Raw genomic sequence first — 13,354 nt, 5'->3', positions numbered from 1 at the left:
TCCGAAGGCCACGTAGTCGGCGCCGGCCTCCGCCGCCTCCATGGCCAGGTGCAGGCTGTCGTGGCAGGTGACGCCGATCATGGCGCCGGGGCCCATGATCCTGCGGGCCTCGGCGTAGGGCGTGTCGGACTGGCCCACATGGACCCCGTCGCAGCCGAGCCTGGCGGCCAGGTCGGGCCGGTCGTTGAGGATCACCGCGGCGCCGCGCGCCTGGACGATGGGCAGGATCACTTCCACCGCCGCGGCGATGATATCGTCCGGCTGGTCCTTCAGGCGAATCTGCAGGGCCGCCACGTCGCCGGCGTCCAGGGCATGGGCCAGGGTCCGACCGAATTCGGCCAGGTCGTCGAGGCGCGGCGGGGTGATGATGTAGAGGCGGCAGTCGGCGGTCATGACGGCGTTTCTAGCCGCCCGTGCGTCACCGCAACAGCGCCTTCAGCAGGTAGGCGACGGCCGCGGTGGTCAGCGAGCCGGCCACCGCCAAGCCCGCGAACCAGGAGAGCCGCTTCCAGAGCGGCGGCAGGGGTTCGCCCGGTTCGGGCGGCTCCTCAATGATAGCCCGCATCGGGGGTGACCTTGCCGCGGAACAGCCAGTAGACCCAGACCGTGTACCCCAGGATCACCGGCAGCAGGATGGCGACGCCGACCAGCATGAGGGCCAGGGCGTTGTCCTGGTTGGCGGCCTGGCGGAAGGTCATGTCGTAGGGGACGATGTTGGGGAAGAACCCCGCCGCCAGCCCGGCATAGCCCGACAGGAAGACCAGGCTCGCGCCCACATGCGGCCAGCCGTGCGACCTGCGCCTTAGGCCCGCGGCCAGGACGACAAGCCCCGCAAGGCCCAGCAGCGGAATCGGCAGGTGCGGCAGGAAGGTCGCGAGCTCGAACCCGTCGCCGCCGAAGCCCCACCGCTGCGCGATCCGGGGATGGATGAAGAGGGTGGCGAGGCTGACCGCCGCCAGCAGGCCTGCCGTGGCGCAGGCCGCGATGATGGCCCAGCGCCGCGCGTCGCCATGCAGTTCGGTCTCTGTGCGCCAGACCAGCCATGTGGCGCCCAGCAGGGCGTAGCCGGCCACCATCCCGGCCGCCACCAGCAAGGTATAGGGGGTGAACCAGTCGAAGGGCTGGCCCGCGAACACCGTGCCGTTCAGCGTCACGCCCTGGATGAAACCACCCAGGATGAAGCCCTGGGCGATGGCCGCGGTGAGCGATCCTCCCGCGAAGGCCGCCGTCCAGAACGCCTTGCCGCGCTTGCGGCCCCGGATCCGGAACTCGAACGCCACGCCGCGCAGGATCAGGGCCAGCAACATCAGGATGACCGGCAGGTAGAGCGCGGGCAGGATGGCGGCGTAGGCCAGCGGGAAGGCCGCGAACAGGCCGCCACCGCCCAGTACCAGCCAGGTCTCGTTGCCGTCCCAGACCGGGGCGATGGAGTCCATCATCACGTCGCGGTCGGCGGGCGTCCTGGCGAAGGGGAAGAGGATGCCGACGCCCAGGTCGAACCCGTCCAGCAACACGTAGAGCAGGACCGCCGTGGCGATGATCCCCGCCCAGATCAGCGGCAGGTCGAGGCTGCTCATGCGCGGTCTCCAGGACCGGGATCGACCGGCGCGGCCGCCAGCGCCGAGCCCGGCGCGCGCGGGACGTGGGGCGGCGACTCCTCGGCGCCGGCCACCGGTCCCTCGGCGATCAGGCGCAGGATGTAGAGCACCCCCACCGAGAAGATGATCGCATAGACCACCAGGAAGCCCAGCAGCGACACCGAGACCTGGCCCGCGCCCACCGGCGACACGGCATCGGCCGTGCGCAGGACGCCGTAGATCACCCAGGGCTGGCGACCCACCTCGGCGACGATCCAACCCGAGATGACCGCCACGAAGCCGGCGGGACCCATGGCCACGCAGGCGCGCAGGAACCAGGTGGAACGCTCGGGCCCTCCGCGCCAGCACAGCCACGCGCCCCAGGCGCCCAGGCCGATCATCGCCAGACCCAGGCCGACCATCACCCGGAAGGCCCAGAAGACGATTGCGACCGGCGGCCGATCCTCAGGGGCGAACGACTTCAGGCCCTGGACCTCGGCGTCGATGCTGCCGGCGGTGATCAGGCTGCCGATCTTCGGAATGGAGATTTCCCAGCGATTGCCCTCGATCGTGCGGTCTGGCCAGGCGGCGATATGGAAGGCCTGTCCGGAGCCGGTCTCCCAGAACGCCTCGATGGCGGCCAGCTTGGCCGGCTGCAGGGCCAGGACGTCCTTGCCCGACATGTCGCCGATCACGAGTTGCAGAGGGGCCACGATGGCGAACATGCCGATAGCCATGCGCAGGGCCATCGAGGACTCCAGATCGTCGCGCCGCTTCAAAAGCTGCCAGGCCGAGGCCGCGCCCACCACCAGGGCGGTGGTCAGATAGGCCGCCAGGGTCATGTGCATCAGCCGTTCCGGAAAGCTGGGCGAGAAGATCACCGCCATCCAGTCGACGGCGATCAGTCCGCCCTCCGGCGTGCGGGCGAAGCCCGTGGGATGCTGCATCCAGCTGTTGGCGGAGATGATCCAGAAGGCGGAGATCAGGGTGCCGACGGCGACCAGCACCGTGGCGGTGAAGTGGAGGCCCGGCCCCACCTTCTTCCAGCCGAATAGCATGATGCCCAGGAAGCTGGCCTCCAGGAAGAAGGCGGTCAGCACCTCGAAGGCGAACAGCGGCCCGATCACCGGCGCCGCCATGGCCGAGAAGACGCTCCAGTTGGCGCCGAGCTCGTAGCTCATCACCACCCCGGTCACGACGCCCATGCCGAATGAGATCGCGAAAATCTTCAGCCAGAACAGATAGAGCGTCTTGAACACGTCGTTGCGGCTGGTCAGCCACAGCCCCTCCAGCACCGCCAGGTAGCTCGCCAGTCCGATGGTGAAACTGGGGAAGATGATGTGGAACGCGATCGTGAAGGCGAACTGCAGCCGCGACAGCAAAACGGCGTCGAGGTCCATGGCTCCAACCTTCGCTGGCGCCGGCGCTCTTCGTTGACCGCCAGCGGGGGCGCACTCTCACGCCGTAAAACGCGTTACGCCAAGCTTGGCCGCAGCGACAAACCGACGCAGGCGCCTGGCCCATCTATTGCAAATGAGTTGCAACGGCGTTCGCATTTGCTAGATATGAGACGTCGTCGGAGAGGGTTCGCCTTGTACGTCTGCAATTGTAACGGCATCCGCGAGCGCGAGGTCCGCGCCGCCATCGAGGCGGGCGCCCGTCGCCCGGCCCAGGTGTTCCGCGCCTGCGGTTCGCAGCCTCAGTGCGCCCGATGCGTCTGCGATATGCGTCAGATGATCGCCGAGCAGGACGAAGCCCTGCGCTACGCCGCCGAATAGGCCGCGTCGCGGCACGACGCCGGACGAAAAATCCTCGATAGTTCGGCGAGGCTCCGATGGGCCCAGGGGGAGTCCGCATGCCCGACGTCAGCCGCCTCGAGGACGAGTTCGCCACGATCAGCGACTACTGGTCGCCGCGCGTTGTGGCCCAGGCCAACGGCCAGTACGTGAAGCTCGCCAAGGCCAAGGGCGAGTTCGTCTGGCACGCCCATGCCGACGAGGACGAGTTCTTCATGGTCCATCGCGGAACCCTGACCATCCGCTATCGCGACCGCGATGACGTCGTGCTGGGCCCGGGCGCCTTCCACGTCGTGCCGCGCGGGGTGGAGCACGCGCCCAAGGCCGATGAAGAAGCATGGCTCATGCTGATCGAGCCCGTGGGGACCGCCCATACGGGGGATGTCGACAGTCCGATGACCCGGGCGATCGCCGATCAGACCGCGCATCTGGGATGATTTTCGCCCCTCGCTCGCACCTGCGAACGAAACGCGGAATCACTTGCAAACATAGGCTTTGACTCAGGTTCGCCCCCGGAAGAGGTTGCGCCCCGAGACGGGATTCGAGGAGCTTCACATGCAAGGCGACAAGGCGATCATCCGGCGGCTCAACGCCGTGCTGACCAACGAGCTGACCTCGGTGAACCAGTACTTCCTGCACGCGCGGATGTACGAGAACTGGGGCTTCGCGAGGCTCGCCAAGATCACCTATGACGAATCCATCGGCGAGATGAAGCACGCCGACAAGGTGATCAAGCGCATCCTGTTCCTGGACGGCCTGCCCAACCTGCAGGACCTGCACAAGCTCAAGATCGGCGAGACCGTGCCCGAGTGCATGACGTCTGACCTGGCGGTGGAGATCTCCGGCCGCGCCGACCAGATCGCCGGCATCAAGGAGTGCGAAGCCGCCTCCGACTATGTGTCGCGCCAGATTCTGCGCGAGATTCTCGCCGACACTGAGGAGCACATCGACTTCCTCGAAACCCAGCTGTCCCTGGTCCGCTCGCTGGGCGAGCAGAACTACCTCCAGAGCGCGCTCGGCGAACTCGAGGGCGGCGGGCACTAGGGCGAGGCGAACCGCTATCGGCGGGCGCTGAAATAGAGCTAGGCTCCCCCCGACATTGGGGGAGAGCGGCATGGCCGAGGCGGTTGGCGACGTCGGGACCAAGAACCATCGGCTGGTGATCGGCGCGGCTTCGGCCGGGACCGTCTTCGAGTGGTACGACTTCTACCTCTACGGCTCGTTGGCCGGGTTCATCACCCTGCACTTCTTCTCGGGCGTCAACGAGACCACCGGCTACATCTTCGCCCTGCTGGCCTTCGCCGCCGGCTTCGCGGTGCGTCCGTTCGGGGCCCTGGTGTTCGGCCGCCTGGGCGACCTCTGGGGCCGCAAGAACACCTTCCTGGTCACCATGCTGTTGATGGGGCTCTCGACCTTCGCGGTCGGCCTGCTACCGGGCTACGACCAGATCGGCGTCGCCGCGCCCATCGCGCTGATCCTCATGCGGTTGCTGCAGGGCCTGGCGCTGGGCGGGGAGTATGGCGGGGCGGCGACCTATGTGGCCGAGCACGCGCCGCCCGGTAAGCGCGGCCTCTACACCAGCTGGATTCAGACGACGGCGACCTTGGGCCTGTTCCTGAGTCTCATCGTCATCCTGCTGGTCCGCACCCTGCTGGGCGAGGAAGCGTTCAAGGCCTGGGCCTGGCGCATCCCGTTCCTGGTCTCGTCGGTCCTGCTGGGCGTCTCGTTGTGGATCCGCCTGAAGCTCAATGAAAGCCCGGTCTTCCAGAAGATGGTCGACGAGGGCACGACCTCGAAGAAGCCGCTCACCGAGGCTTTCGGCCAGTGGAGCAACCTGAAGATCGTGCTGCTGGCTCTCGCCGGCCTGACCGCGGGCCAGGCGGTGGTCTGGTACACCGGCCAGTTCTACGCCCTGTTCTTCCTGGAAAAGACGCTGAAGGTCGACGGGCCGCTCACCAACACCTTGATCGCCGTGGCCCTGATCCTGGGGACGCCATTCTTCGTGGTGTTCGGTTGGCTGTCGGACAAGATCGGCCGCAAGCCGATCATCCTGGTGGGCTGCCTGCTGGCGGCGCTGACCTACGTCCCGATCTTCAAGGCCCTGACCGTCGCCGCGAACCCGGCGCTGGCCGCGGCCTCCGCCAGTTCCCCGGTGACCGTGATCGCCGACCCCGCCGACTGCTCGTTCCAGTTCGATCCGGTCGGCAAGACCGCCTTCACCTCGTCCTGCGACGTGGCCAAGTCGGCGCTGGCCACCGCCGGGATCACTTACGAGAACCAAGTCGCTCCCACCGGATCGACGGCGGTCATCAAGATCGGCGCGAGCGAGGTCGAGAGTTTCGACGGCCGGCCGCTGTCCAAGGTCGAGTTCGCCGCCGCCAAGGCCCTGTGGACCAAGGACCTGACCGCAGCCCTGAGCACGGCCGGATATCCCGCGAAGGCCGACCCGGCCCTGGTCAACAAGCCCGCCGTGGTCGGGCTGCTGTTCCTGCTGATGCTGTACGTGACCATGGTCTATGGCCCGGTCGCCGCGGCCCTGGTGGAGATGTTCCCCGCCAAGATCCGCTATACCTCGATGTCGCTGCCCTATCACATCGGCAACGGCTGGTTCGGCGGCTTCCTGCCCACCACCGCCTTCGCCATGGTGGCCGCCACCGGCAACATCTATTTCGGGCTCTGGTACCCGGTGGTCATCGCCCTGTTCACGGTCGTGGTGGGCGCCTTCTTCGTGAAGGAGATGCGCGGGGCCAACGTGGACTGAGAAGGCTCATCCCTCCCCTAGAAGGGGAGGGATATCGCGACCTATTCCGCAGCTTGCCGGGTGACGCCGATCTTCGGGGCCAGTTCGCCCGAGGCGTAGCGCTTGGCCATGGCCGAGAGCGGTATCGGCTTGATCTTGGTCGCCTGGCCGGCGGCGCCGAACTCTTCCATGCGCTGGCGGCAGATGACCCGCATGGCGTCCATGGCGGGCTTCAGATACTTGCGCGGGTCGAACTCGCCGGGGTGCTCAGCGAAGATCTTGCGGATGGCGCCGGTCATGGCCATCCGGTTGTCGGTGTCGATGTTGATCTTGCGCACGCCATGCTTGATGCCGCGCTGGATCTCTTCCACCGGCACGCCCCAGGTCTGGGGCATCTCGCCGCCGTACTGGTTGATGATGTCCTGCAGGTCCTGCGGCACCGAGGACGAGCCGTGCATCACCAGATGGGTGTTGGGCAGGCGGCGGTGGATTTCCTCGATCACGTTCATGGCCAGGACGTCGCCGTCCGGCTTGCGGGTGAACTTGTAGGCACCGTGGCTGGTGCCCATGGCGATGGCCAGGGCGTCGACCTGGGTGGCCTTCACGAAGTCCACGGCCTGGTCGGGGTCGGTCAGCAGCTGGTCATGACCGAGCTTGCCCTCGAAGCCGTGGCCGTCTTCCTTCTCGCCCATGCCGGTTTCCAGCGAACCCAGCACGCCCAGCTCGCCCTCGACCGAGGCGCCCACCCAGTGGGCCATGTCGACGACGTTCTTGGTGACCTGGACGTTGTACTCGTAGTCGGCCGGCGTCTTGCCGTCGCCCATCAGCGAACCGTCCATCATCACCGAGGTGAAGCCGTACTGGATGGCCGTGGCGCAGGTGGCTTCGTTGTTGCCGTGGTCCTGGTGCATGCAGATCGGGATGTGCGGATACATCTCGGCCAGGGCGTCGATCAGGTGCTTCAGCACGATGTCGTTGGCGTAGGAGCGCGCGCCCCGGCTGGCCTGGATGATGACCGGCGCGTCGACCGCGTCGGCGGCCTCCATGATCGCCAGGCCCTGTTCCATGTTGTTGATATTGAACGCCGGAACCCCGTAGCCCTGCTCGGCCGCGTGATCCAGAAGCTGTCTCAAAGTAACCCGGGCCATGCCCTGCCCTCCGTCAACGTTTGTTCTGTTTTGACAAGGCCGCCACGCCGGGCAGCTCTTTGCCTTCCATCCATTCAAGAAACGCGCCGCCCGCCGTGGAGACGAAGGTGAAGTCTTCGGCGCAGCCCGCGTGGTTCAACGCGGCCACCGTATCACCGCCGCCGGCCACCGCCACCAGCTTGCCGGCCTTGGCCAGTTCCGCGGCGTGGTGGGCGGCGCCGACAGTGCCCTTGTCAAAGGGCGGCATCTCGAAAACGCCCAACGGTCCGTTCCAGATCAGGGTCTTGGAGTTGTCCATGGCGCGGTTGAGCCGCTCCACGGTCTCGGGCCCGGCGTCCAGGATGCGCTCGTGTTCGTCCACCGCGCCCAGGCTGCGGATGCGGGCCGGCGCGCCAGGCGCCATCTTCTCGGCCACCACGATGTCCAGCGGCAGGAAGAGCTTGCAGTTGTTCTGGCCGGCCAGGCGGATGATCTCGCGCGCCGTCTCGGCCATCTCCTTCTCGCAATAGGAAGCGCCGACGTCGTGGCCCTGGGCGTAGAGGAAGGTGTTTGCCATGCCGCCGCCGATGGCCAGCTTGTCCAGCTTGGTCACCAGGTTGCGCAGCAGGTCCAGCTTCGACGACACCTTGGACCCGCCGACGATGCCCAGAACCGGACGCTCGGGCCGGCCCAGGGCCTTGTCCAGCGCCGTCAGCTCCAGCCGCATCTGCTCGCCCGCATAGGCCGGCAGCAGGTGGGCCAGGCCCTCGGTGGAGGCGTGGGCCCGGTGGGCGGCGGAGAAGGCGTCGTTCACATAGAGGTCGCCGTTCTCGGCCAGCGCCCGGGCGAAGGCGGCGTCGTTGCTTTCCTCGCCCGGATAGAACCGCACGTTCTCCAGCAGCAGAACGTCGCCGGGCTTCAGCGCGGCCACCGCCTCGGCGGCGTCCTTGCCGACGCAGTCAGGAGCAAAGGCCACGGGATGTCCCAGCACCTTGGCGAGCGCCGGGGCGATCGGGGCAAGGCTCATCGCCGGAACGAACTTGCCCTTCGGCCGGTCGAAGTGGGCCAGCAGGACCACCTTGGCCCCGCCCGCGCGCAGCTTCTCGATGGTCGGCACGGCGGCGCGCAGGCGGGTGTCGTCGCTCACCTCGCCGTCGGCCATAGGCACGTTGAAGTCCACGCGCACCAGGGCGCGCCGGCCCTGGAGTTCGGCGTCGTCGAGGGTCGCGAAGGTCATGGCTGCGATCTTAGATCAGTTTCGCCATGACCAGGGCGGTATCGGCCATCCGGGTGGAGAAGCCCCACTCGTTGTCGTACCAGCTCAGCACCCGGCCCAGGCCGCCGTCGATGACCTGGGTCTGGGCCAGGGCGACCGTGGAGGAGGCGGCGACGTGGTTGAAGTCCACCGACACCAAGGCGTCGTTGGTCACGGCTAGGACGCCCTTCAGCGGACCGCTGGCCGCCGCGGCGCTCAGCGCCTCGTTGATCTCTTCCTTGGTGATGGTGCGGCCGGGCACCCAGGTCAGGTCCACCACCGAGACGTTCGGGGTCGGGACGCGGATCGAGGAGCCGTCCAGCTTGCCCTGCAGCTCGGGCATCACCAGACCCAGGGCCTTGGCGGCGCCGGTGGAGGTCGGGATCATCGACATGGCCGCGGCGCGGGCGCGGTAGAGGTCGGAGTGCATGGTGTCCAGCGTGGGCTGGTCGCCGGTGTAGGAGTGGATGGTGGTCATGTAGCCGCGCTCGATGCCGGCCAGTTCGTGCAGCACCTTGGCCACCGGGGCCAGGCAGTTGGTGGTGCACGACGCGTTGGAGACCACCAGGTCGGCGGCGGTCAGGACCCCATGGTTGACGCCATAGACGACGGTCTTGTCGGCGTCGCCCGACGGGCCGGAGATCAGCACGCGCTTGGCGCCGGCGTCCAGGTGGGCCTTGGCCTTGTCGCGCGCCGTGAAGATGCCGGTGCACTCCAGGGCGATGTCGACCCCGAGCTCCTTGTGCGGCAGCTCGGCCGGATTGCGGATGGCCGTGACCTTGATCGGGGCGTAGCCCGCGATCTCGATCATGTCGCCATTGACCTTGACCTCGAGCGGGAAGCGGCCGTGGACGCTGTCGTAGCGCAGCAGGTGGGCGTTGGTCTCGACGGGGCCCAGGTCGTTGATCGCGACGACCTCGATGTCCTTGCGGCCATGTTCGACGATCGAGCGCAGGACCAGCCTGCCGATGCGGCCGAAACCATTGATGGCGACGCGTACGGTCATCGAGAAAACTCCTGAGCCAATGTGATTGCGGCGGTTTCTTGAGGGGCAGGCGCGTTGAGTCAACCCCTTGAAGGGTCAACTCTAGCTTCGGTTCGTGACGCCAAAGCTCGTCGACATGGTGAATAGCCCACCCCACCGGTGTCATCCCGGCCGTAGCGAAGCGAAGAGCCGGGATCCATGATCACCTGATGGACCCAGCTATGGCGCCATCATCGACGGATACAGATCACCCCAGTCAGGGTTCTCGTTTTCAATCAATGCGATCTTCCAATCGCGCCGCCAACGCTTGAGCTGCTTCTCGAAGTGGATCGCTTCGGTGACCTCACCAAATGCGCGCCACCACACGAGGCGGTCGACACCGTAGCGCTTCGTGAACCCCGCCACGTCCTTCGCCCGGGGCTGCGCGATGCGCGACTCCAAGCTGTTGGTCACGCCGACGTAGAGCGTGTCGTGGCGCCGGCTGGAGAGGGTGTAAACGTAATAGCTCAAGCCTGCGCCATCAGGTGTTTATGGGTCCCGGATAAGCGCTTCGCGCTTTCCGGGATGACACATCAGACCAAACTACTTTCCCGTCGTCACGGTCGCCCTGGCCTTCAACGCCGCGTCGAGGCCGGGGGCGAACTCGGCGCCGTGGGGCACGGTCATCGAGGTCTTGGCCAGCGCCGTCCCGAAGGGCTCGGCCCGTCCGCCCAGGCAGCGTTCCAGGAAGTGTTCCGTGGTCGCATAGAAGGCGATGTTGTTCTCTGGCCGGGCGAAGCCGTGGCCCTCGTCGGGGAACAGAGCGTAAGTCACCGGAATGCTCTTGGCCTGCAGCGCCTTCACGATCTGGTCGCTCTCGGCCTGGTTCACGCGGGGGTCGTTGGCGCCCTGGCCGATCAGCAGCGGCTTCTTGATCTGGTCGGCCTTGGTGAGCGGCGAGCGTTCCTTCAGCAGGGCCGCGCCTTCCGGCGTGCCGGGGTCGCCCATGCGGCGGTACATCTGCTTGCGGCCGGCTTCCCAATAGGCGGGCACGGTGGAGAGCAGGGTGTTGAGGTTCGACGGACCCACGATGTCGACGCCGCAGGCGAAAACGTCAGGTGTGAAGGCCAGGCCCGCCAGGGTGGCGTAGCCGCCATAGGAGCCGCCCATGATCGCCACCTCGTCCTTGGTGGTGACGCCGGCCTTCACCGCCCAGTCGACGGCGTCCAGCAGGTCGTCATGCATCTTGGCGCCCCACTCCAGGTTGCCCGCGTTGACGAAGGCCTTGCCGAAGCCCGTGGAGGCCCTGAAGTTGGGCGACAGCACCGCGTAGCCGCGGTTGGCCAGCCACTGGTGCAGGCCGTTGTAGCCATAGGCGTCGCGGCCCCACGGCCCGCCATGGACCAGCAGGATCATCGGAACCGGCTTGTCGGGCTTGCCATCGCCATTGGCGTCGGAGCCTGGCGGCAAGGTCAGGTACGAGGGCTGGACCAGCCCGTCGCGGGACTTGATCTCCACCGGGTGCATGGCCGCGAGCGTCGCGCCGTCCAACTCCGGCCGGGTGACGTAGAGCTTGGTCACCGTCTTGGCCTTGCGGTCATAGAGGTAGAGCGCCGAGGGCGCGGTCACGGGGTCCACCGCCACGGTCCATAGATCGTCGGCGTCATTGCGCGAGGTGACGGAGATTTCGCCCTTGAGGTTCTTGGCGAGAAAGTCGAGGTCGGCCTTGATCGCCGGATCGACCGCTTTCCATTCCGTGGTCAGGTAGTTGACCGCATAGGCCTCCACCTTGCCGGTCTTGGGGCTCATCATTGCGTTTTCGATGTCGGCCTTGGGGCTCTCGCCGACCACCGTGCGCTTGCCGGCCTTCACGTCCTCGGCGACCAGGACGGAGGTGTCGCGGCCCCGGCTGTCCACCCAGTAGAGCGTGTTGCCGTCATTGGCGAAGCCGATAGGGCCGGTCGAACCGGCGTCCTCGAAGCTGACGCTTTCGGTGGGTTTGTCGCCCACCTTGCCGTCGTCGATGCGGTAGTAATCGACGCCGCCGTCGGCGCGGGGTTTGGAGCCGCCGCGCACCTTGAGCTGTTCGTCCAGGGTGAAGTCGCCGAAGCCGTCGTTCTGGAACACCAGGGTCAGCTTGCCGGTGGCGAGGTCCAGGCTGTGGACGTCGTGCCAGCGGGGATCGCGGTTGTTCAGGCCGACCAGGATCCGGTCCTTCACCTCACGGCTGATGTTCAGCACCTGGACGCGGGTCTTCTCGAAGGGGGTGAGGGTCGTCTGCGCGCCGCTGGCCACGTCGACGCCGTAAAGCAGGAAGTTCTCGTCGCCGCCCTTGTCATTGATGAACAGGATCGAGGCCGAGTTGGGCGCCCAGTAGTAGCTGCGGATCGGCCGGGTCTTCTCGGCGGTCAGCGCCTTGGCCTTGGAGGGGTCGGCGATCGGCGCGACCCAGATGTTCAGCACCCCGTCGCGGGGCGCGATCCAGGCCAGCCACTTGCCGTCGGGGCTGATGCGACCCTGGGTGCGGCTGGGATTGCCAAAGAACTTGGTCCGCTCGATCAGAGGAGCCGAGACGTTGGGCGCGGCCTGGGCGGTCATGGCGGTGAATCCTAGGGTCAGGGCCGCGGCGGCGACCAGAAGCTTGCGCATATAGGTGTTCTCCCAGCAGGCCGGGATGCTAGCGCGAGCTCGGACTAGAACGCTACCGGCTTCACGCGCGACGCCGCCTCGCTGGCTCGTTCCCGCGCCGTCTCGACGTCGGGCGCCCGCGCGAGCGCCACGCCCATGCGTCGGCGCGCGAAGGCCTCCGGCTTGCCGAACAGCCGCAGGTCCGCGCCGGGGACCGACAGGGCCTCGGCGACTCCCTCGAAGGCGATCCCCTTGGCGTCCATGCCGCCATAGATCACCGCGCTGGCGCCCGGTTCACGTTGGCTGGTGTCGACCGGCAGGCCCAGGATGGCGCGGGCGTGCAGGGCGAACTCGCTCTGAGCTTGCGTGGCCAGGGTCACCAGGCCGGTGTCGTGCGGCCGGGGACTGACCTCCGAGAACCACACCTGGTCGCCGGACACGAACAGCTCGACGCCGAATAGGCCGAGGCCTCCCAGCTCGCCGGTGACCGCGGCGGCGATCTCCTGGGCGCGGGCCAGGGCGGCGGCGGTCATCGCCTGGGGCTGCCAGCTCTCCACATAGTCGCCCTTCACCTGCCGGTGGCCGACAGGCGCACAGAAGCTGGTGACGATGCTGCCGTCCGCCGCCTTGGAGCGAACGGTCAGCAGGGTGATCTCGAACTCGAAGTCGATCCTGCCCTCCACGATCACCAGGGCCTGTTCGACGCGGCCGGCCTCAAGGGCGTAGCGCCAGGCGGCAGGGATATCCTGCGGCCGCTCCACATAGGACTGGCCCTTGCCCGACGACGACATCACCGGCTTCACGAAACAGGGGAAGCCGGTAGCCTCCGCGCCCGCCGCCAACTCTGCCTCGGTGGCCGCGAAGGCGTAGGGCGAGGTGGGCAGGCCCAGGGTCTCGGCCGCCAGCCGGCGGATACCCTCGCGGTTCATGGTCAGCTGCGCGGCGCGGGCGGTAGGGATCACGGTCGCCAGGCCCTCGGCCTCGATGCGCACCAGCTCGTCGGTGGCGATGGCCTCGATCTCCGGCACGATCAGGTGCGGGCGCTCGGCCTCCACCAAGGCGCGTAGGGCCGCCGCGTCGGTCATGGCGATCACGTGACTGCGGTGGGCCACCTGCATGGCCGGGGCGCCCTCGTAGCGGTCGACGGCGATCACCTCGCAGCCCAGCCGCTGCAGCTCGATGGCCACCTCCTTGCCCAGCTCACCTGAGCCCAGCAGCATGACCTTGACGGCGGTGGACGAGAGCGGCGTGCCAAGGCGCATGACGG

14 protein-coding genes are annotated in these 13,354 nt (G+C 67.4%); 4 read left to right on the top strand and 10 right to left on the bottom strand.

The annotated features are described in order from the left end of the window. The 4 genes from RMO04_RS15340 to RMO04_RS15325 form a co-directional block, all read right to left on the bottom strand. Positions 1-393, bottom strand: a 393-nt coding sequence (locus tag RMO04_RS15340) for a thiamine phosphate synthase (protein ID WP_309645641.1), incomplete at its 3' end; no start/stop codon positions are given. 25 nt (positions 394-418) lie between these two features. Next, positions 419-565, bottom strand: coding sequence for a hypothetical protein (locus RMO04_RS15335; protein WP_309645640.1), 147 nt, complete (start codon positions 563-565; stop codon positions 419-421). Further along, positions 549-1,577, bottom strand: a complete 1,029-nt coding sequence (cydB, locus tag RMO04_RS15330) for a cytochrome d ubiquinol oxidase subunit II (RefSeq protein WP_309645639.1) — start codon at positions 1,575-1,577, stop codon at positions 549-551. The genes RMO04_RS15335 and cydB overlap by 17 nt, the downstream gene beginning before the upstream one ends. Continuing rightward, a complete protein-coding gene (locus RMO04_RS15325) occupies positions 1,574-2,977 on the bottom strand; it encodes a cytochrome ubiquinol oxidase subunit I (RefSeq protein ID WP_309645638.1) in 1,404 nt (467 codons plus the stop codon). The genes cydB and RMO04_RS15325 overlap by 4 nt, the downstream gene beginning before the upstream one ends. Positions 2,978-3,169: 192 nt before the next feature. Between RMO04_RS15325 and RMO04_RS15320 the strand changes: the two genes are divergently transcribed. The 4 genes from RMO04_RS15320 (at position 3,170) to RMO04_RS15305 (ending at position 6,134) form a co-directional block, all read left to right on the top strand. Further along, positions 3,170-3,355 (top strand): (2Fe-2S)-binding protein, encoded by a 186-nt coding sequence (locus tag RMO04_RS15320; protein WP_309645637.1) that lies wholly within the window; start codon positions 3,170-3,172, stop codon positions 3,353-3,355. 77 nt (positions 3,356-3,432) lie between these two features. Beyond that, on the top strand, positions 3,433-3,810 hold the full coding sequence (locus RMO04_RS15315) for a cupin domain-containing protein (RefSeq protein WP_309645636.1): 378 nt from the start codon (positions 3,433-3,435) through the stop codon (positions 3,808-3,810). 118 nt (positions 3,811-3,928) lie between these two features. Then, entirely contained in the window at positions 3,929-4,417 is a 489-nt protein-coding gene (gene bfr, locus RMO04_RS15310; RefSeq protein ID WP_309645635.1) for a bacterioferritin, read from the top strand. 70 nt (positions 4,418-4,487) lie between these two features. Continuing rightward, positions 4,488-6,134, top strand: a complete 1,647-nt coding sequence (locus RMO04_RS15305) for an MFS transporter (RefSeq protein WP_309645634.1) — start codon at positions 4,488-4,490, stop codon at positions 6,132-6,134. A 41-nt stretch (positions 6,135-6,175) separates the two neighbouring features. Here RMO04_RS15305 and fba read toward each other — a convergent pair whose 3' ends face one another. The 6 genes from fba to purT form a co-directional block, all read right to left on the bottom strand. After that, positions 6,176-7,261, bottom strand: a complete 1,086-nt coding sequence (fba, locus tag RMO04_RS15300; protein WP_309645633.1) for a class II fructose-bisphosphate aldolase — start codon at positions 7,259-7,261, stop codon at positions 6,176-6,178. Between the two features lie 13 nt (positions 7,262-7,274). Continuing rightward, positions 7,275-8,477, bottom strand: a complete 1,203-nt coding sequence (locus RMO04_RS15295) for a phosphoglycerate kinase (RefSeq protein ID WP_309645632.1) — start codon at positions 8,475-8,477, stop codon at positions 7,275-7,277. Positions 8,478-8,487: 10 nt separating this feature from the next. Beyond that, entirely contained in the window at positions 8,488-9,501 is a 1,014-nt protein-coding gene (gap, locus tag RMO04_RS15290) for a type I glyceraldehyde-3-phosphate dehydrogenase (protein WP_309645631.1), read from the bottom strand. Between the two features lie 198 nt (positions 9,502-9,699). Beyond that, on the bottom strand, positions 9,700-9,990 hold the full coding sequence (locus tag RMO04_RS15285; RefSeq protein WP_309645630.1) for a GIY-YIG nuclease family protein: 291 nt from the start codon (positions 9,988-9,990) through the stop codon (positions 9,700-9,702). 72 nt (positions 9,991-10,062) lie between these two features. After that, entirely contained in the window at positions 10,063-12,108 is a 2,046-nt protein-coding gene (locus RMO04_RS15280) for a S9 family peptidase (protein ID WP_309645629.1), read from the bottom strand. A 44-nt stretch (positions 12,109-12,152) separates the two neighbouring features. Continuing rightward, positions 12,153-13,349, bottom strand: a complete 1,197-nt coding sequence (gene purT / locus RMO04_RS15275; protein ID WP_309645628.1) for a formate-dependent phosphoribosylglycinamide formyltransferase — start codon at positions 13,347-13,349, stop codon at positions 12,153-12,155. Between the last annotated feature and the right edge of the window lie 5 nt (positions 13,350-13,354).

The organism is Phenylobacterium sp. (genome assembly GCF_031412415.1).
Taxonomy (GTDB): Bacteria; Pseudomonadota; Alphaproteobacteria; order Caulobacterales; family Caulobacteraceae; genus Phenylobacterium.
This window is presented reverse-complemented; position numbering and strand designations above follow the sequence as displayed.